The sequence below is a fragment of the Acinetobacter sp. YH12116 genome (assembly GCF_013418895.1).
Lineage (GTDB): Bacteria > Pseudomonadota > Gammaproteobacteria > Pseudomonadales > Moraxellaceae > Acinetobacter > Acinetobacter indicus.
In genome coordinates, this window is record NZ_VPBE01000008.1 from 1 (window position 1) to 19,811 (window position 19,811).

Genomic DNA, 19,811 nt, shown 5'->3' on the forward strand with positions numbered 1-19,811 from the left:
CAGTTGTGCTGGCGACAATAGCAAGAGTGAACCACCTGATCCCTTCCCGAACTCAGAAGTGAAACCTCTTAGCGCTGATGGTAGTGTGGGGTTACCCATGTGAGAGTAAGTCATCGCCAGCTCATTATTCAAAATCCCCCGAGCTTAAACAGCAGGGGGATTTTTTTATGGGTAAAATTTATCTGGGCTTCCTCATCTTGTTTAAGGTCGCTTTTGATTTTTTGCTGTTCCTTCCTGCTTCTATTTAAATAAATGCCTCATCAGCCAGCGCATAGAACCCAATTTTTATCTAAAAATTAAAGCTAACAATTTAAATCCATATATATCCCCAGATTCAGCTAAAATCTTAAGATCAATATGATCAAATTACGATTCTAAGAGCACTTTATGAAACTGAATTCATTCTCTCCGATCCCTGAAGATGATGATGAGCTACATCTTCCTGAAATTGTATATTGGGCGTCACTCGGTGAGCTAGAGCAGGTACAGCAAGCCTTACAGCAAGGTGCCGATGCCAATGGTAGTGATGAGGAAGGCTATAGTGCCTTGCAGGCTGCGGCAGAAAATGATCATCTGGATGTGGTGAAATTGCTGATGAGCAAAGGGGCGGATATGGAGCATCGTAGTCCACATACAGCGCTGGAACTTGCTGAAATGGCAGGTAATGAGGAAGTGGTGGCCTATTTAAAGCAGCTCAAAGGGCTTGCTTAATTTCCCGATTCTGATAAAAGAAACCTCATCCGAAGATGAGGTTTCTTTTATGGAGGCGATTAAAAATCTTTAGGTTTCAGCTTCCAATTCTTGCACAATCGCCTGGTTAAATGCAGGAATATCATCCGGATTACGTGAGCTGATCAATACCCATCCACCGGTATTGCAGCGATGGACTTCTTCATCGACCCATTTCGCGCCGGCATTTTCCAGATCCAGCTTGATGGTTTTATAAGACGTCAGGTTTTTATCGCGAATCCGTTCGGCATTAATTAAAACCCACGGACCATGACAGATTGCGGCAATCAGTTTACCTTGATCGGTAAAGTGCTGGATGATTTTATGCGCTTCGGGGTTGATCCGCAGCGTATCGGCATTGACCGTTCCACCGGGAATGACCAGTGCATCATAATCTTCCGGATTGACCTTATCTAGCGTTGTTTCCGGTTCGGTGCTTAAGCCCGGTTCTTTATCAGCCTTGACCGTTTGAACTTCTTTTTGTTCTTCTGCTGCATGTATGGCTTCAATGCCTTTAGATTTCAAATATTCAAAGGGTTTGATCAGCTCATCTTGCTCCACACCCTGATTGGACGTAATGAATAATACTTTCTTTGGCATTTTCCCATCCTCGTTTCGTGAATTCTTTTGCTACGTTAACAACTGAGGCTCAAGGCACTGTACTGGTTTTGACGGGAATATGTAATTGCTTGGCAATGATGTAAAAAAGCCCCATCAGGAGCTTTTAAAAAATCACAGGATAAAAAGGTTTATAGTGCGCCTTTTAAATCATTTTGGTGCTGTTTAACCTGTTTGGCATAACGTTTGCCTTGGCGTTTCATCTTCCAGCTGGAATGATAACCGGTAGGGCCAACATTATAATAGGCTAGGGCTTTGGGCCAGCTGCCGGCTTTCGTGTTATAGCGATTTAAAATGTAAGAGCCGCATTGAATATTGGAAGATTCATCAAACAAATTACTGCCACAGCTTTGCTGCCAGTAACGCGGAATGACTTGGGTTAAGCCCACCGCACCAGCCGGTGATACCACATGACTGCGATAGCTGGATTCCTGGCGAATCAGCGCGGCCAGTAACAGTGGATCAATTTCATAACGTTCTGCATGTTGCACAATCATCGGCGCAACACGGTTAGCGGTGTCAGGTGCAACCGAATAGGCTTTTTGGATACCGACTGAAAGTTTAGCGGAACGTTTGGCAACGGAGCCGCCTCCTAAAGGTGAGCAGGCAATCAGGCTAAGAGCACTGAGGCCAATAAAAGAGGTTTTCAATAATAATGGGATGGTCAGTTTCATTTTAAAATCAGAAAAAAGCAGTGATGCTGCACCAGATTAGCCAGTGCTCGCGAATATGTTTAAGGATGTTAGTGAGCTGGGCGATATCCGTCAAGCCAACGGCGGCCTGGAACCGCCGCTGTTTTGTTAAGTTTTCGCTCCAATACTACGTGTTTGAAATATTGTTAGAGTGAATTGGAAGATCATCTTTCTACTTATTGTGCTGTTCACGTTTAGGTCACTATGCAACTTTTAGGGTATAAAGCGGATTTCATCGCATAATCTCTTATATACTTAGATGGTTGAAAATAAAAATATTTATTGGGTAGTTACATGCTAGAAGTGATTGCACAGTTGTGTGGCGGGATCGGTTTATTCCTGATCGGAATGACCTTAATGACAGACAGTCTGAAAGAGATGGCCGGGGAGTCATTGCGTTTATGGCTGTCTAAATTTACCGGTTCACCGATTAAAGCTATTTTTTCTGGCATCGGTCTGACTTTGGCTGTGCAATCCTCAACGGCAACCACATTGGCCACCATTGGCTTCGTTAGTGCCGGTATTCTGACTTTTAGTCAGGCCATTGGTGTGATTATTGGCGCCAATATTGGCACCACCAGCACCGGCTGGATGGTGGCTTTTCTCGGGGTTAAATTTTCCATTGCCCATATTGCCTTGCCACTCATTGGTTTAGGGGCCATCTTTAAATTATTCAGCCGTGGGCGACTGTCTTTATTCGGTTTAACCATTGCTGGTTTCGGCCTGATTTTCTTTGGGATTGACTTGCTGCAGGTGGCAATGTCCGGTTTTGCCGAGCGGGTTGATTTATCGGTTTTCTCCAATAATTCTTTTACCACACAGCTGATTTTAGTGCTGGTCGGGCTGGTGATGACCGTGCTGCTGCAATCTTCCAGTGCAGCCATTACTGCAACCTTGGCGGCTTTGGCCAGTGGTGCGATTGATTTGTCCCAAGCCTTAGGTCTGGTGATTGGACAAAATATTGGTACGGTGGCGACCGCGATTCTGGCGGCCATGGGCTCAACCGCCAATGCCAAACGTACCGCGGCCGTGCATGTGGTGTTTAACGTGATTTCGGCCGTGTTGGCTTTTATCTTGTTGAAACCGGCTTTTTTGTGGCTGGCGGAACATTCACAGGTCGGCACTTGGGATGATGTGATTATTGTTGCCGCGTTTCATACCGCTTTTAGTGTGCTGGGAACCTTATTTTTATTGCCCTTTTTAAAACAGTTTGAACAGTTGATTGTAGGTTTAATTCCAGATCGTACCCCTTCAATTTTATGTTATCTGGATCAGGCCAGTTTTTCGGTGCCGGCTTTAGCGATTAATGCTGCTTCTAAAGTGATTTATTGGTCGATTGGGCATATCCTGATTTTACTGAAACGTGCGATTCAGGAAGGTCGTTTGCCTTCCAATAGTGAATTACAGCAGCTGGATGAAATCTTAAAACGGGTGCAGCAGTATCTGGAAGATTTATCGGTTAGTGAAAATGAGTTGGATCAGCAGCGTTTAATGGCGATGCTGCGCCTGATGGTGTATTTACGTGTGCTGCGCAGTGATCTGGAAGCAGTAGAACATGCCGAGCATATCCGCACCCAGCCAACTATTTATCAGATGGGGCTGGATTATATTCATGTGCTGGACAATCACTTTCAGTATGTCGATGAGTTTAACCGCCTGACCGAAGTGGCATCTTTAAATCGTGAGCTGTTAAACCTGAAACAATGGGTGGAAGAGCAGCGTGCCGAAGCGCGTGAAAAAGTGATTGAATATGCCACGGTGCAACATCTGAGTGCCGCGCGCAGTCTGGAATTACTGGCCGCACAGCGCTGGCTGGACCGTTTGATTGCGCATACCCAGCGTTTGGCCAATGTCTTGCAGGAAACCGAGAGTATGCTGGATGATGTGGAAAAGCGGAAATATTATGCTGCCACTCAATAGCCTAAGCTATACAGTGATTAACTTCTGCAGCAGAAGCTTTTATACTGCGAGGATGTTTATCACTGGGCAACTAAAATGACACCGGCCTGTAAAATTTTAAAATCCAATAAAATTGACTATAGTATTCATGAATATGAGCATGATCCGAACGCCAAAAGTTTTGGGCTGGAAGCAGCGGAAAAGCTGGGTTTAGCCCTGGCTGAAGTATTTAAGACTTTATTGGTAACTGATGATAAACAGTATTATGTGGCGATTTTGCCGGTGCATGTGCAGCTAAATTTAAAGAAAGTTGCTACCGCGGTGGGCTGTAAAAAACTGCATATGGCAGAGCCTAAAGATGCCGAACGTTTAACCGGTTATCTGGTTGGCGGAATTAGCCCGATTGGGCAGAAGAAACGTTTAAAAACCGTGATTGATCAGAGTGCGCAAAGTCTGGCAAAAATCTATGTCAGTGGTGGCAAACGTGGACTGGACATTGGTTTAAAGCCGGATGATCTGGCCCGGGTGTTAAATGCCCAGTTTGCCGATGTGGTGGATGAGTCTTAATCTGCACTGATTTTATTTTAGCAGCGGATTCAGTTATAAAAACCGGACCACGCCATGAATCAGGGCAGGTCCAAAAATCACCATAAATATGCCAGCCAGTACCATACTTAAGCAGGCGGCCACACCTTCTTCACGATGGCGCATAAAGGCTTTAGAAGTACCAAAACCATGCGCGGCATTACCTAAGGCTGCACCTTGAGCAAAATGTGAATTCAGTTTGAGTGCGAGTAAGACGGCATCTGCCATAAAACCGCCGGCAAAGCCGGTCATCATGGTGAACAGGATTACCAGTTCAACCGAGCCGCCCACCTGTGTACTTAACTCCATCGCAAAGGGTGTAGAGATAGAGCGCGCCATCAGGCTATATGTGGTTTCCTGATTCAGCTGAAACAGCTGCGCCAGATAAAAAGCACTGATAATGCCGACACACATACCGATCACAATACCCATGCTGATGGCCAGCAGATGGCGTTGAATCAGCGCGCGATATTCATAAATCGGAATGGCAAAAGCCACCGTGGCTGGCCCGAGCATCCAGACAATCCAGTGACTGTACTGCATATAGCTGTCATAGGAAATCCCGAAATAGAGCAGCATGCAGATTAATCCAGCCGGAACTAGAATGGAGGGTAAAAACAGCAGCACCGGATAACGACGATACAGCTGTTTGGCTGCGATATAGCCCAGCAGGGTGAAGATGAAGCACAGGCTTGCGATCAGGTTCATCTTAATCTCCTGACACATATGCGGTGTTGTTGGTATTTTTCCTGAGCCGCTGTTCCAGTTTAAAACCCCAGCACACACTATAGGCTGTGGCGACCATTACCGCACAGGTGCCGAGCGTAATCGAGAGTAGCAGTTGCCAGCCTTGGCTCAGCAGTAAGTCGAGATCATTGATAATGCCGACCACACAGGGAATAAACAGCAGCATCAGCTCGGCCAGCATAAAATCGGCGCCTTGCTTGATCCATTGCAGTTGAAATATGCCACTTAACAGCGCCAGCAGTAACAGGATCAGGCCAATCACACCCGCTGAAACCGGCAGCTGGAATATCTGTTGGATCAGCGCACCGAGCCACCAGATCAGGATTAGCAGCGCAATTTGTATGCTGAGGACGGCAACACGGGAAAGTGACCACATCGCTGAATTACCCTAAAGGTTAAACACGACTGTATTTTAGATTTGACCTACCAAGATGATTATGAATAATGAAAAAATAATTATGCCTATTGGGAATGATGGTGGATTTAAAAAGCCTGAAAATACTGGTCAAGCTGGTGCAATTGCAAAGTTTTACCCGGACTGCAGATGCTTTGTGCCTGACCCAGCCCACAATTAGCAAGGCCATTCGGGGGCTGGAAGATGAGTTGGGCACTGCGCTGTTTCATAAAGGTGAAGCTGGGCGTAAACGTGAAGTGCAATTGACTTACCTGGGCGAGCAGATTTATCAGCATGCGCTACAAATGCTGCAACTGGAGCAGGCGATTTATGATTCGGTGGCGGAAGTTCGTGCACTGGAACGCGGTAAATTGACGCTGGGTTTGCCGCCCTTGGGTTCGGTGCTATTAAGCCGGTTAATTGCCAAGTTTCATCAGCAGTATCCGGCTATTGAACTGAGCTTTTTAGAGGTAGGCGCCAGCGGGATTGAAGCTGCTATTCTGGATAAACAGATTGATGTCGGGATTGTACTCGGCCATTTAAAACCGGTATTGGGCGGAATTCCAATTATGGATTCGCCACTGTGTTTGTTATCTGCCCGGAATTCTGCATGGCAGGGACGTGAAACGGTATCGTTGCTGGAACTGAAAGATGAGTCTTTTTTACTGTTTGCCGACAGCTTTACTTTAAACCAGATGATTTTACAGGCCGCACAGCAGCTGGGTTTTGAACCGAAAATTGTCTGTAAAAGCAGCCAGTGGGATTTTATTGCCAAAATGGTGGATTCCGGCGTGGGAATTGCACTGCTGCCTCAGGTTTATTGTGAGCAGTTGCCTGCCGAGCGTTATCAGATCAGCCGTTTGTGCCAGCCTGAGCTGAACTGGACCTTGCGAATGGCCTGGAATACGACAGTCGCCATGAGTCCGGCCACCCGGGCCTGGTTAAGAATTATTGAAACGCATCCTGATCAGATTCATTTCTAAAGTAAGAATTAAAGGATTATCGTGTGAAATCAGATTCATCTACAGCGCTAAACCTCTGAACAGATGAATCTTCCTCCAATTACAGGCAATTCGCCGGTTTGGGAATACCGGCCAGACGACTTAAGTGCCGCGCCACCAGTCCGGTGTTAAAACGCTCTTGCAAGAGGGCATTGTTAATCTCAGGGCTGACCGTTTTCATCAGAAACTTGATTAACGGGCGAGTCGCCGGAGAATGACCAAACTGCTGATAAAACTGGCGCACAGCCTGCAAAATTTCAAAATGCCAATCTTCCAGTTCCAGCTCCAGGCTTTTGGCCAGCTCTTGCGCTACAGTTTCATTCCAGATGGTGTAATCGACCAAATGACCATCTTGGTCCAGTTCAAGATTCATAACACACTCAAAGCTTGTTTATTTTAAAGAGATACAACGGCTATAAGCCAGACACAGCTCGGCAAAGGTAGCATAGTTTAAACTGTGCAGATGGGCAGGCAATGGCTGGACCAGCAGCTCTAGATCATGCTCCAGTGCAAACAGGGTGCCGCATTGCTGACAAAATGGGTGATCAATGGCCAATACTGCATCACCCATCAGCACCACTGCATCGCCTTCACTATACAGACGTGAAACTTTGTCCAGCATGGCCGGGGTAGTATGGAAGCCGGATTGCAGCAGATATAAAGTATTTTGTGACATAACAGATTCCTTCCGGCTTACCAGTACAGCACGTGGTCAAAACGCTGGATAAAGTCCGCATTCAGTTCAATAAACTCGATTTCCTGCTGCGACTGGCTGACATAAGCTGAATGTTGATGCTGGTGTTCTACCAGAATCGGGCTTAAATCATAAAACTCAAAACTTTCGACCATATTCGAGGCCAGCTTGAAGGCGTGTTTGAGCTGGTCAAAAGCCAAATCGCTTTTGAGCAGACTTAGGGCAGCATCCTGTAATAACACTTTGACTTCACAGCCAAAAGTGGCCAGTACCATAGTCGCAGACAGGCTTTCATGTACCTGCTGGCTGCTTAAATTGGCCTGGCTTAAAATGACGAGTACAGTTTTCACACAATTTACCTTTTAAATGCAACAAATTCTCAAATAGAACCACTTAGAATTGAAGAAGGCGATCTGCAGATTGCACTGCATCGGCAAGTTCGCCCAGACCAACCAATTCAAAGCCCACGGCTAAATTGTGTTGATGAAGTTGATGACGTTTGGCATTGTCCTGATCGGTAATCCCGCGTAACAGTGCCGCACTGACACAAACCGGCAAACGAATCGACAGTTTTTGCCATTCCGATTTTAACTGTCGCTGATCATCGGGTAGCCATTGTAAATCGTTAGCGACCATAACAGCGTCCTGATAGAAGAACACCCGGAAATCTTCATTCTTGCTCTGCAAGGCTTGAGCCAGACCCAACGCATGCCAGGCATGAATTGAGGTTGGCGCGGAGGTAATTAGTAATAAGGTACTCATCAAAATTCACTAATGAAATGTTCCCGCAACACAGGGGGCATTCAGACTTCATAAGAAAAAGGTAGTATACAATGATTTTAGTGACTGGTGGTTTAGGCTTTATAGGCTCGCATATTGCATTAAGTCTGATGGCTCAAGGGCAAGAAGTCATTATTGTCGACAATTTATCCAATGCCAATTTACAAACCTTAGAACGACTTGAATATATTTCGGGCATGTATGTGCCTTTTGCCAAAATTGATATTCGTAACACCCCGGCCTTAAATAAAGTCTTTGAACAGTATTCGGTCGATGCAGTGGTGCATACGGCCAGCTTTAAATCGCTGGAAGAATCGGTCCTGAAACCGCTTGAATATTATAATGATAATGTCAGCTGTATCATGAGTTTGCTGCGTGCCATGCAGCGTACCGGGGTACGTGTGCTGGCGCATTTATCCAGCTTAACCGTGTATGGTCAATCCAGCCTGCAACTGAAAGAAGATCTGCCATTTCAGTATGCCTATCCGAATCCGTATATCAAATCTCAGCAGATGGCTGAGGAAATTATTCAGGATACCTTTAAAACTGACAATGAATGGAAAATTGCCTTATTGCGTTTGGGTAATATTGCCGGTGCCTTTGAACATGGGGTACTGGGTGAAATGGTACCGCCACTGCCAAAAAATATTGTACCCCTGGCGATGCAGGTCGGGGCGCGGCAACGCGAATTTATCGAGCTGCGTAAACAGGCCCAAACTGAAGACAAGACTGTTGAACGTAGTTTCCTGCATGTACTGGATTGTTGTGAAGCGGTGTCTTTAACCCTGCAATGGCTATTCCAGCAACAGCATGTTTGTGAAGCCTTTAATATTGCCGGCGAGGCGATTTCCATCCAGCAGCTGTTAAATGAAATTTCGAGCGTCACCGGTACCGAAATTAAAACGGTCGATGCTGATGTATATCCCTATGCTGAACTGGATCAGGTCGCGGCCGATATTAGTAAAGCCAAAGAGGTACTAGGCTGGCAACCGAAACGCTCGATTCAGCAGATGCTAGAAGATGAATGGCGCTTTTATCAGCATACCTTACGCGGGCAATGATATATCTAAATATGATAATAATTATCATTTATAATTTTATCCGCCTGACCTAAGATGACTATATTCGCCATAGCCGCTGCCTCAGGGCAGCGTTATAACAGCATTGAGAACAGCAAGAATAGATAGAGGTTGAGTATGCAAACACGTATCGAACACGACACCATGGGAGAAGTTGAAGTCCCGAGTGAGGCCATGTGGGGTGCACAGACTCAGCGCAGCTTACAGAATTTTAAAATCGGGCAGGAACGTTTACCTCGTCCCATGATTCGCGCCATGGGCTTAGTGAAAAAAGCCGCGGCCATGACCAATGCAGAACTGAACCAGATTCCTCAAGAGCTGTCGCACTATATTGTTGATGCAGCTGAAGAAGTGATTGAAGGCAAATGGGATAGCCAGTTTCCGCTGGTGGTGTGGCAGACCGGTTCGGGCACGCAAAGTAATATGAACTGTAATGAAGTGATTGCCAATATTGCCAACCAGAAACTTGGAAATCCGCTGGGCGCGCAAAAGCCGGTCCATCCGAATGACCATGTGAACCGCGCCCAATCAACCAACGATTCTTTTCCAACCGCGATTCATGTCGCTGCCAGTTTACAGATCAATGAACTCTTAATTCCGGCAGTGACCCGTTTAAGAGATACCTTGCAGGCCAAAAGCGATGCCTTTGCCGATATTGTGAAAATTGGCCGTACCCATTTACAGGACGCAACGCCTTTAACCCTAGGGCAGGAATTTAGCGGCTATGTCTCGCAGCTCGATCATGGTTTGAAACGTTTGCATCAGGCCCTGGACGGTTTATATGAACTGCCGTTGGGTGGTACCGCTGTCGGTACCGGTTTAAATGCCCATCCGGACTATGCGGAAAAAGCCGCACAGCAACTGGCCAGCCTGACCGGTTTGGCTTTCGTTACTGCGCCGAACAAGTTTGAAGCTCTGGCTGGACGTGATGCTGCAGTATTTGCTTCCGGTGCCTTAAAAACTCTGGCCGTGAGCTTAAATAAAATTGCCAATGACATACGCTGGCTGGCCAGTGGGCCGCGCTGTGGTTTTGGTGAAATCCGCATTCCGGAAAATGAACCGGGTTCAAGCATTATGCCGGGCAAGGTCAATCCGACCCAGAGTGAAGCCATGACCATGGTGGTGGCGCAAGTGCTGGGTAATGATACGACAATTAATGTGGCTGGGGCTTCAGGGAATTTCGAGCTAAACGTATTTATGCCAGTGATTGCCTATAACCTGTTACAGTCGATTCAGTTATTGGGAGATGCCTGCAACAGCTTTAACGATCACTGCGCTGTCGGAATTGAACCGAACCGTGACAAGATTGATCATTTCCTGCATAACTCGCTGATGTTGGTGACAGCACTGAATCCGGTAATTGGTTATGAAAATGCTGCCAAAGTCGCGAAAACGGCCTATAAAGAAGGGAAAACCTTAAAACAGGTGGCGGTGGAGCTGAATCTGGTCACTGCTGAACAGTTTGATGACGTGGTACGACCAGAAAATATGGTTTCACCGAATGCGAAATAAGTGCTGCATCTACCGGGATGGAATATGAGCAGCCATCCCGGTGGGCTAAAAAATTTTGCTTCATCACAACTATTTTTCCATCAGAACCTGTGCATGAAAGTGCAAAGTACCTATAAAAGAAAACCCAACATATGGATTGCTATATGCTGGGTTAGTTTGCGCTACTTAGTTATTACAGGCCATCTTCTCGTTTTTAATGACCTTGACTGCATCATAAGCCCTGAATGTGACAATAAAAAGAATTGGTAAAATTCTGGAAAAGAAATGTGAAGTATCTAGCAAAACTTGGCTCTAAATACCACATAGATATTTAAAATTTATGAAATTATTATGATTTAGTTTAGGAAAATGAATATAATTCAGGCCGCTGGGAAGCGTATCTCATTTCTTTATTGACTCTTTTGAAACTCTTTTTGCTTATGAATTTTAAATTATTGGGGGCTGCGGCTCTATTGGCGGGTTTAACCAAAACTGTAGTGGCAATGCCGTTTGATCCTTTAATCGGGACATGGAAAGTGATTGATGATCGAACCGGGTATTATGTGTCGGAAATTGTGATTCGTAAAAACTCCAAAACACAGCAGTATAGCGCCGTGGTGAGCAAAAATTATCCGACAGCGGGAGCGGTGAATCCGGACGTTTGTGGCAAATGTGAAGGGGCTTTAAAGAACCAGCCGATTTTTGGTATGGAAGTGCTGAAAGGCATGACCGGCAACCATAAGCAGTTTAAGCAAGGTCAATGGCTGAATACCCAGGATGGCCGGACCTATACCATTGAAGCGCAATTGAATGATGGCAAAGACCAGATGAAAGTATTTGGTAAAGCGCAACAGAGCAATACAACCAGTGCCATGACCTGGAAAAAGCTCTAATGAGCTTTGGCTGTTGAGCTGATTCTAAAAACCATTTAACTTCGTGTTAGATGGTTTTTTCTTTTTTTAAGAATCTAAGAATTCAAAATATTTCAATTCCCCCATTTTTCTTCCTCTCAATTGAGTTGCTGCATTTTCTCGATCTGCCAGAAAAACCAGAATAATTTTTTAAATAGATATAAAGTTATGTTATAACATAACACTTTTTTTAAAAGGGGGCTCGCATGAAATACAGCACACTCATGACTTTAATTTTATTGGCGATGCAACAGGCACAGGCTGAAGAGCCGATTACAATTCTGGAACCACTTATTTTTCAGGGGGATGATACTGACAAGAACCTGAACATTGCGCCTAAAGAACGCATTGAAACAGCCAATACCTTGGGCGATGCTGTTAAGCATATGTCTGGCGTGCAAAGTAGCGCATTCGGTCCCAATTCGGGGGCACCAGTGATACGCAGTTTGAGTGGTCATCGGGTCGGGATTCTGGAGAATGGTCAGGCGATCAATGGAATGAATGCTATCAGCGGTGATATTAATATTCCATTTGATCCACTATTTACTAAAAGCGTGACCGTACATAAAGGGACCAATACTGTACGTTATGGCGGACAGGCGATTGGTGGTTATGTGGATATAGATTCGGGCATCATTTCAAAAATGCTGGAAGAGAAAAGCGCCAATGTCGATGTGGTGTATAAAAAGGGCTTTAACGATTTTAGCGGGCATGGTATTCGCATTAATGTCAATAATCAGGAAAATCTGAGCACCAATATCCAGTTTTCTACCCAACAGATTTCATCTTATAAAATTCCCGGAAAGAGCAAAGCAGCCGTCTGTGATACAGCGATTATCTCGGAGCGAGGTGGGATTGATTCTGCTTTGGCAAGCGCCTGCCAGCGCGATGCCAGAATTGAACAGGTCTTTAATAAGGCACATCATCAATATTTAAATAAGCATGTTTTAGAAGATATCGCCCAGAATCCTCAGCATTTTTATGATTATTATGATGGCTTGGAGTCGGCCAAATATACTGATCAAGCGGTTTTAACCCGCTATGTGAATGGTGCCTACCGGGAATTTGTCAATGATCCCAACCCGGATTATGTGCCCAATACGCCAAAATATGTGGAAAGCCGAACCAATCAGGATGTTACGCCCAATTATCAGAAAAAACTGGGCAATAGCTATGCCAGAAATGAAAATATGGCAATCGGGAGTACTTACTTTTTAGACAATGGCTATATTGGAATTAGTGCCGATTATAAAACCAGTGATTATGGTGTGCCGGGTTTCTCAATGGAGAATAAATCTTTCCAGAGTGCTTATGAAGATAGTTTGCCGGTTACGGTGCAGATTAAACAGAACCGTTTTGCGGTTGATGCGTTACTCAGAGACCCACTGCCTGTACTTGATCATCTCCAAATTCAGGCATCAAAATTATCCAATCGCTCGGGTGAATATATTGGTGCAAGCAAAGCCAATGAATATCAATTTAATAGCCATGCTGCCGAACTGGTACTAAAGCAGATGCCCTATAAAAATTTGAGTGGCGAAATTGGCACTGCTTTGAATGTGCGTGATGTTAAGGGTTCAGGAACACAGCGCTATCTCCCTAATGTCAAAACCACGACTCAGGCGGTATTTATCCAGGAAAAATTGGATTGGGAGCGGTTTTCAGTGGATGCCGGTTATCGCCATGAGAACGTTCAGCATGAGATTCAGGATCAGAGTTTTAAACTGGCGCGTAATGCGGCCAATAGCACCCTACAAAATAAATCTTTTGCTCTAAATAGTTTTTATGTCGGTTCGAATTTTAAAGCGACTGATTATCTGGACTTTAGACTGCAATATTCCAAGTCAGAACGGGCTCCTGAAATTAATGAACTGTATGCCAGCAATCCGCATTATTCGGTTATGACGCAGGAGGAAGGCAATCAGGCATTGAACAAAGAAAAAATGCAGGGGCTGGAATTAATCACGCATGTGAACTGGGATGCTGCGAATATCGCTGTAGCTTTATATCAAATGGATTTTGAAGATTATTTTTATTTGTCGCATTCCGGTTCATCCATGAGAAACCGTTTACCGCTGAAGTACTGGAAGCAAACCGATACTAAAGTGAATGGTTTTGAGGTGGATATGAACTACACTTTTGATTTAGACCATTTTGGTGAGGTACAGGTCGGTGGTTTTGCCGATCTGGTTAAAAATAAGGCCACTAATCCGGAAAGTTTGCGTTTAAGTAATGATGGCGTGTATTTGCCGAATATGCCGACCAATCGTTATGGTGCCCACATTGAATGGACACGCGCCGATTGGTCAGCGCGTCTGGCAAGTATTTATTATGATCAACCGCGATATTTGGGGAAAAATGTTTCAGAGGAAGTGCCACTGCCGGCATATAACCTGATGGATCTGGATATTCGTAAAAAAGTAACTTTAAAAAATGCCAGTTTTGACCTGTTTATGAATGGATCAAACCTGCTGGATGAAGAGGCACGTCCACATAATTCGCCCCTGAAATATATTGCGCCGTTACCGGGCCGCGCTTTTCAGCTGGGTGTGACCATGCATCTTTAAGGGTGGGATAATCTGAATATTTTCTTCGGATCCATCGGTAGGTGGGCTGCTTGATGTATTGAGATGGATGCATCAGATATTCAGGTTGAGCATTCGCTGTTCGACATCGGTAGGCTCATCTGGAAACAGGTGAGCCTTTTTATGGCTGGTATAAAACCGGCTCCAATAGTGAATCTAGGCAAAAAGGGCAGTCATTTACTTACGTTAATTAAGGGATTCTAGATATTCTGCTGATTACCGAATAAGAAGTCCTCTTAACTTTGAAATTCAACTTAAAATTATAATAATTTTCTATTAATAATTCATTTAAAACGGCTTGGGTTGGCTAATTTTTGGCATAAAATATGTAATATTATGCAAATATATAAATTATAAATTTATATATAATTTCCAGCAGAATCTATCGCTGTAGTTTCTTTCTTTTTTTACTGCCTCCTCCTCTAGGGAGGCATTTTTTTTGAGGAGAAAATTATGCTCCATCTTCTATTCACTTTATTTGGCCTGCATGAGGTGACTGAAATCGACTACCTGCTCGATGAAGAAGGGAATGAAACGTGTAGCAATGGTTTAGATCAAGAGTATTAACAGCGCTCATCCCTATTGCTTCTTTCTCTTGGTCAAGACCTAAAAAGCTCACCCACTGGTGGGCTTTTTTATGGCTTTATACATTGCTCCGGAAATTACAATCTGTACAAAAAATGATCAAAATTGAATGTGAAAGCTACAAATTTGAATGATAGTTTAAATCCAGATCTTCCAATAGGTGAGGTGAGCAATGAAACTATTAGCTTTGATTGGTGTAGGACTTGCAGCAAGTTATTGTTATATCAATATGAAGAACAAAAACTTAAGTCTGTCTAATCTGGATTTCGATGAAAGTATCCATAAAGTCGTTATTCAGAACTTTTGGGTTTAGTGGGTATTTTTTATTTAGGTTATCGAAATAGGATAATTTAATTGAATATTAATTTTTATGAGTGTCATATTATGACAAATTTTAAAATTTCTATTTATATAAAATTTGTATCAGGGCTAGCTTCTGATTTTCTCCCATCTCCGTCCTCCAGAACAGGAGGCAGATTATTAAGAGCAGAATATTATGATCCAGTTCCTTCTTTGTCTGTTTAGCTTTCATGGCGCAACTGAAGTCGAATACACGGGTGATGATGAAGAAATTCGGCGTTGTCAGGATTGTCTAAAAGAGCGTGAATAGGCGCTATACCCGCATCCATAGAGCATAGAAAAATTGCCGGCTTGGCTTAGAACGGATCTTTTTTGACTTTTTTAATTTCAAGGGCAATCAAGATTGAGGCAAAAATGAGCAGTCCGCCAATGATCAATAATAATGAATCATTTGCCTTGAATCCAACCCAGAAACTCAGGCCACTGCTGACTAAACAGCTTAACAGTAGAACAATTAAAATTCCGTATTTCACGATACATCTCACGTTAATTTTTTTAATCCCGTGATGATATACCTGTACTGTGAACCGCTTGTGAAAGGAAAAATATAGGTGTAACTAGAGGGTCACGCTATACGCAGTGTTGTGATCGCTGGGAGATGAGAAGGTTTTTTTGATGCTTACTCGATGCTTAAGTCAACACACGCCAAGCGTTCACGATGCAGAGGATGATTAATGAAAGGCAAAGGTAGAACACAAACTCGCTGCTCATCGAGCTGGCCTGATCAAGCCTGTAGTAATAGAGAATAAAAACTAAAAATAGGATCGCAATAAGAAAAAGCATTGTTATTTTTTAAGTCTGAGATATCTCAGCATAATAGAGGAGAGTGCATTGAAGGCAAACAGTGTGTCATTTTAATATGGAGTGTTCGTGCTTATTGAACTACTAGATATTGATTAATATAAGATTCAAACTCAAGAACCCAATAAAGAAAAGAACCATCTACTAGCCCCGAATCAAAGTCCTTAAAAAGAATTACAAGCCTTCAGGTTGTTTCAAGCCATCTTTCCAGATTGAAGAATTTTAGAGCTAAAGCCGTCCTCATGTAGACACATGGCTTAAATAACATTGAATAAGATGTCATAATTGCTAAAATGCGATTCGTTTTTTATTACAGTTTTACAAGCTAAGAAATAAAGCTTTGTAAAACAGCAATCTATCTAGGAAAATTTTCAATGCTTGATATCTATTTAACGGATGTTCAGAAAAAGGTGCAATTTACCGATTATCCGGGTGAGCATCCTGTTAAATTTATTTTAAATTTTAAGAAAATTTTCCCAAGTGTGATGGAGTTGCTGCTGCCGGTGCTGCCTGAAAATGAAAACCTGGAAGACATGACCTGGGAATCAACCACGGCAGATCTGGAATTGTTTAAATTGCTGCTCAGTGGTTGGGGCCTGATTGAGCTGCGTTTAAATGCTATTGCGAAATATAAAGATCGCGCTTTTGCAGACCGTTTGGTGAAGCAAGCACAGCAAAAACGTCAGGACTATAAAAAATCACAAAGCCAATTGGCGACGGTAGAGCTGGACTATCTGTTTATGCATGAAGTTCATGCGCAAATTGATGCAGAACTGGTCGAGCTGGGTGAAAAATTCTATTTACCGACCCTACGTGAATTGTGGCAGGGTAAAGTGGCGGCCAATGTCTTGAATGCACAATTCTAAACGGCATCTGCATTCTAGAAGTATATAAAAAATCCCCATGTAATAAACTACATGGGGATTTTCTTTAGAAGGTAGATATTTAAAACCTGCTTTCCATCATCCGGTTTTAAAACCAGTCGCTGTGCATCGACAGGCAAGTATCATCAAATTCACTCAGTAATTTGGCCTGATGTTCAATTTCCGGTAATTCCCAGCGAATAAAATAGCGCGCCGCTTGCAACTTGCCTGCTAAAAATTGCTGATCTTCTGCCAACTCAGACTGGCCAAACTGCTGTTGCGCCTTGTTGGCCATATCCAGCCATAACCAGGAAATAATCACTTTAGCCATCATATCTAAATACAGTGCAGAATTGGCCAAAGCCTCATTGGTTTGACCTTGCATAAGCGCCTGTCCCAGTTTTTGTGTGGTGCTTTGTACCGTAGCCAGATGTTTGCAGAATTTGCTAGACAGATCCAGAATGGCTGGATGCTGAATCTGTTCCAGCGTGGTGTTGATGCGTTGCATTAGCAGATTTAAGCCTTTGCCATTGTGCTGCCATAATTTACGCCCGAGTAAATCCAGTGACTGAATACCAAAAGTACCTTCATGAATCGGATTTAAGCGGTTATCCCGATAATACTGTTCTACCGGATAATCACGGGTATAGCCGGCACCGCCAAGTACCTGAATTGCCAGATCATTGGCTTTCGGACCATAGGCAGACGGGAAGGATTTGACCACAGGCGTGATCAGGTCGAGCAGAATGGCGCTATCTTCCGAGCCACCCGCCTGATGTTCATCAATCAGTCGCGCGGCAAACAGGCACAATGCCAAAGCTCCTTCTACATAGGCCTTTTGCGCTAACAACATCCGTTTCACATCGCTATGTTCAATAATATTGACCGGTTTGCTGTCGCTATTTTTTTCACTGGCCAGTCGGCCTTGCGGACGGTTTCTGGCATATTCCAGCGATTCCAAATAACCGCGATAACCGATCATCGCGGCGCCCAGCCCAACACCGACACGCGCCTCGTTCATCATTTTGAACATATATTTCAGGCCCTGACCAGCTTCACCAATCAAATAGCCTAAGCATTGGTTATTTTCACCAAAATTCAGCACAGTCGATGTTGTCCCGCGATAGCCCATTTTATGTAACAGGCCCGCCAGTTTGACATCATTGCGTTCACCCAGCGTGCCATCTTCATTGGTCAGGAATTTCGGCACAATAAACAGGGAAATGCCTTTGACACCTTGTGGCGCATCCTGAATCCGCGCCAGCACCAGATGCACAATATTTTCAGTAATGTCCTGATCACCCCCAGAAATAAACATTTTCTGGCCTTTAATTTTGTAGCTGCCATCAGCTTGTGGAATGGCTTTGGTGGTCAGATCACCCAGAGAGGAACCGACATTCGGCTCGGTCATGGCCATGGTGCCGGAAAAGCGGCCATTGAACATCGACGGGACAAAGGTCTGTTTCTGCTGCTCGGTACCGAAGGCCTGAATCAGATTCGCTGCGGCGGCGGTTAAAAATGAATAAGCCACGGTGGCAGGATTGGCCGACATAAAATAGGCATTGGCAGCCATATTAATCAGTGTGGGAAGCTGCATACCGCCCTGATCATAATCATGCTGGGCACATAACAGACCGGCCTGGGCAAACTGTTGCCAGGCCTGTTTCACTTCGGCAATGGTATGTACCTGTGTACCATCAAAATGCGGTTCTTGCGCATCGCCTTTGGCATTGTGCGGGGCAAAATAGTCTGCTGCAATGCCGCGCGCCGTATCTAAAATACTGTCGAAGGTGGCTTTGTCATGTTCCTGATAACGTTCCAGCTGGGTCAGCTGTTCGGCTGAAAATACCTGATAGAGTAAAAAATCCAGATCTTTTTGATTGATGAGTGCGGTCATGGGATGCCGTTACCTGTTTTTATTGATTGTCACTAGCTTAACAAGACTTGTATTGGCAGATAAATTGTCAATAATGACACTCAAGGAGCTAAAAACGACATTTGGGAAGAAAGCATGAAGCGGGTTTTTATTCTGGCCTATGATGGTGCACTGGCCTCGGCCATAACCGGTGTGGCCGATTTATTCAGTCTGGCCGGCATTAGCTGGAACCGGATTCAGAAACAGGACATCCAGCGTTTGTTTCAGGTGCAGATTGCCTCGCCACAGGGAAAAACGGTGCAATGCAGTAATGGTTTACGCATTGAGGCGCATCTGGCCTATAGTGAAATCCAGCAGGCCGATTTGCTGGTGATTCCGACTTTGGCCGGTTCCATCGAGCAGATTCTGGAAAAAAATCAGTTGCTCATGAATGTTCTGCAACAGGCCGATCAAGCCCAATGCCTGATTGCCGGAAACTGTACCGGGAATTTTTTTCTGGCCGAAGCCGGAATTTTACAGGGCCGCAGTGCCACCACGCATTGGGGTTTTAAAGATCAGTTCCAGCAGCGCTATCCGGAGGTCCATTTGCAGGCGGATCGCCTGATTACCCAGTCCGATCATGTCTATTGTGCCGGTGGCGGGTTGGCCTGGTTCGATTTGGGGCTACATTTAATTGAACGTTTTTATGGCTTTGAAATTGCCATTCAGACGGCCAAATCCTTTGTGCTGGATTTTCGCCGTGACAACCAGTTGTCCTATTCCTTGATGCGTATGAGCAAGCCACATCAGGATGGTTTGGTAAAAGAAATCCAGCATTGGCTGGAGCAGCATTTTAGTGAAAACTTGAATATGGAAGATGTGGCGGCGCGCTTTAATATCAGCCCGCGCACGCTCATTCGCCGTTTTAAAGCAGTGTTAGATGTGGCGCCGAATCAGTATGTGCAGGCTATTCGTATTGAAGCTGCGCAAAAACGGCTGGAAGAAACCGAGCAGCCGATTGACCGGATTATGCAAATGGTGGGCTATGAAGATCCGAGTTCATTCCGGCGTTTATTTCGCAAGAAAACCGGCCTAACCCCAATGGAATACCGCCAGCGCTTTGGCCGGCGGTTTTAAGCGTG

The 19,811-nt window shown here is 44.5% G+C and carries 19 protein-coding genes and 1 rRNA gene; 11 read left to right on the forward strand and 9 right to left on the reverse strand.

Annotated elements, in window-relative coordinates; all coding sequences use genetic code 11:
* Window positions 1-7 precede the first annotated feature (7 nt).
* Both rrf and FTU54_RS06775 read left to right on the forward strand, forming a co-directional pair.
* Window positions 8-122, forward strand: a 5S ribosomal RNA gene (gene rrf / locus FTU54_RS06770).
* Window positions 123-387: 265 nt separating this feature from the next.
* Window positions 388-711, forward strand: coding sequence for an ankyrin repeat domain-containing protein (locus FTU54_RS06775; RefSeq protein WP_005178280.1), 324 nt, complete (start codon window positions 388-390; stop codon window positions 709-711).
* A 69-nt stretch (window positions 712-780) separates the two neighbouring features.
* On the opposite strand, the gene FTU54_RS06780 is transcribed toward FTU54_RS06775, so the two are convergent.
* Window positions 781-1,329: a type 1 glutamine amidotransferase domain-containing protein gene (locus FTU54_RS06780; protein WP_104471402.1), complete on the reverse strand. Its 549-nt coding sequence runs from the start codon at window positions 1,327-1,329 to the stop codon at window positions 781-783.
* 149 nt (window positions 1,330-1,478) lie between these two features.
* Window positions 1,479-2,021: a lytic transglycosylase domain-containing protein gene (locus FTU54_RS06785; protein ID WP_005178276.1), complete on the reverse strand. Its 543-nt coding sequence runs from the start codon at window positions 2,019-2,021 to the stop codon at window positions 1,479-1,481.
* Between the two features lie 312 nt (window positions 2,022-2,333).
* Between FTU54_RS06785 and FTU54_RS06790 the strand changes: the two genes are divergently transcribed.
* The gene (locus tag FTU54_RS06790; protein WP_075175343.1) at window positions 2,334-3,959 is read left to right on the forward strand and encodes a Na/Pi cotransporter family protein; all 1,626 of its coding nucleotides are present in this window, start codon (window positions 2,334-2,336) and stop codon (window positions 3,957-3,959) included.
* 75 nt (window positions 3,960-4,034) lie between these two features.
* A complete protein-coding gene (gene ybaK / locus FTU54_RS06795) occupies window positions 4,035-4,505 on the forward strand; it encodes a Cys-tRNA(Pro) deacylase (protein ID WP_005178272.1) in 471 nt (156 codons plus the stop codon).
* 33 nt (window positions 4,506-4,538) lie between these two features.
* On the opposite strand, the gene FTU54_RS06800 is transcribed toward ybaK, so the two are convergent.
* Together FTU54_RS06800 and FTU54_RS06805 are read right to left on the reverse strand one after the other, a co-directional pair.
* Window positions 4,539-5,231 (reverse strand): LrgB family protein, encoded by a 693-nt coding sequence (locus tag FTU54_RS06800; protein WP_005178270.1) that lies wholly within the window; start codon window positions 5,229-5,231, stop codon window positions 4,539-4,541.
* Window position 5,232: 1 nt separating this feature from the next.
* Window positions 5,233-5,646 (reverse strand): CidA/LrgA family protein, encoded by a 414-nt coding sequence (locus FTU54_RS06805; protein ID WP_005178267.1) that lies wholly within the window; start codon window positions 5,644-5,646, stop codon window positions 5,233-5,235.
* 101 nt (window positions 5,647-5,747) lie between these two features.
* Here FTU54_RS06805 and FTU54_RS06810 point away from each other — a divergent pair, with 101 nt between their 5' ends.
* The gene (locus FTU54_RS06810; RefSeq protein ID WP_168400108.1) at window positions 5,748-6,647 is read left to right on the forward strand and encodes a LysR family transcriptional regulator; all 900 of its coding nucleotides are present in this window, start codon (window positions 5,748-5,750) and stop codon (window positions 6,645-6,647) included.
* Window positions 6,648-6,726: 79 nt separating this feature from the next.
* Here FTU54_RS06810 and FTU54_RS06815 read toward each other — a convergent pair whose 3' ends face one another.
* Genes FTU54_RS06815 through tusD form a run of 4 tightly spaced genes read right to left on the reverse strand, consistent with a single transcriptional unit; the run spans window position 6,727 to window position 8,121 of the window.
* Window positions 6,727-7,038 (reverse strand): TusE/DsrC/DsvC family sulfur relay protein, encoded by a 312-nt coding sequence (locus FTU54_RS06815; protein WP_005178263.1) that lies wholly within the window; start codon window positions 7,036-7,038, stop codon window positions 6,727-6,729.
* Window positions 7,039-7,056: 18 nt separating this feature from the next.
* Complete coding sequence (locus tag FTU54_RS06820) at window positions 7,057-7,341, reverse strand: DsrH/TusB family sulfur metabolism protein (RefSeq protein WP_016658053.1); 285 nt, start codon at window positions 7,339-7,341, stop codon at window positions 7,057-7,059.
* Window positions 7,342-7,358: 17 nt separating this feature from the next.
* A complete protein-coding gene (locus FTU54_RS06825; RefSeq protein WP_005178260.1) occupies window positions 7,359-7,709 on the reverse strand; it encodes a hypothetical protein in 351 nt (116 codons plus the stop codon).
* A 43-nt stretch (window positions 7,710-7,752) separates the two neighbouring features.
* Window positions 7,753-8,121, reverse strand: a complete 369-nt coding sequence (gene tusD, locus FTU54_RS06830) for a sulfurtransferase complex subunit TusD (protein ID WP_168400109.1) — start codon at window positions 8,119-8,121, stop codon at window positions 7,753-7,755.
* A 71-nt stretch (window positions 8,122-8,192) separates the two neighbouring features.
* Here tusD and FTU54_RS06835 point away from each other — a divergent pair, with 71 nt between their 5' ends.
* The 5 genes from FTU54_RS06835 to FTU54_RS06855 all read left to right on the forward strand — a co-directional run bounded on the left by FTU54_RS06835 (window position 8,193) and on the right by FTU54_RS06855 (window position 16,817).
* Window positions 8,193-9,200 carry an SDR family NAD(P)-dependent oxidoreductase gene (locus FTU54_RS06835; protein ID WP_075167041.1) on the forward strand — a complete coding sequence of 336 codons (1,008 nt, stop codon included), beginning with the start codon at window positions 8,193-8,195 and terminating at the stop codon, window positions 9,198-9,200.
* Window positions 9,201-9,335: 135 nt separating this feature from the next.
* Window positions 9,336-10,730 (forward strand): class II fumarate hydratase, encoded by a 1,395-nt coding sequence (gene fumC, locus FTU54_RS06840; RefSeq protein WP_016658056.1) that lies wholly within the window; start codon window positions 9,336-9,338, stop codon window positions 10,728-10,730.
* A gap of 419 nt (window positions 10,731-11,149) precedes the next feature.
* Window positions 11,150-11,602, forward strand: a complete 453-nt coding sequence (locus FTU54_RS06845) for a DUF2147 domain-containing protein (RefSeq protein WP_016658057.1) — start codon at window positions 11,150-11,152, stop codon at window positions 11,600-11,602.
* Window positions 11,603-11,826: 224 nt separating this feature from the next.
* Window positions 11,827-14,187 (forward strand): TonB-dependent receptor, encoded by a 2,361-nt coding sequence (locus FTU54_RS06850; RefSeq protein ID WP_168400111.1) that lies wholly within the window; start codon window positions 11,827-11,829, stop codon window positions 14,185-14,187.
* A gap of 2,138 nt (window positions 14,188-16,325) precedes the next feature.
* Window positions 16,326-16,817: a hypothetical protein gene (locus FTU54_RS06855; RefSeq protein WP_104471392.1), complete on the forward strand. Its 492-nt coding sequence runs from the start codon at window positions 16,326-16,328 to the stop codon at window positions 16,815-16,817.
* Window positions 16,818-16,923: 106 nt separating this feature from the next.
* Here FTU54_RS06855 and FTU54_RS06860 read toward each other — a convergent pair whose 3' ends face one another.
* Window positions 16,924-18,711 (reverse strand): acyl-CoA dehydrogenase, encoded by a 1,788-nt coding sequence (locus FTU54_RS06860; RefSeq protein ID WP_168400113.1) that lies wholly within the window; start codon window positions 18,709-18,711, stop codon window positions 16,924-16,926.
* 114 nt (window positions 18,712-18,825) lie between these two features.
* Here FTU54_RS06860 and FTU54_RS06865 point away from each other — a divergent pair, with 114 nt between their 5' ends.
* Window positions 18,826-19,806, forward strand: a complete 981-nt coding sequence (locus FTU54_RS06865) for a GlxA family transcriptional regulator (protein ID WP_104505471.1) — start codon at window positions 18,826-18,828, stop codon at window positions 19,804-19,806.
* Window positions 19,807-19,811 lie beyond the last annotated feature (5 nt).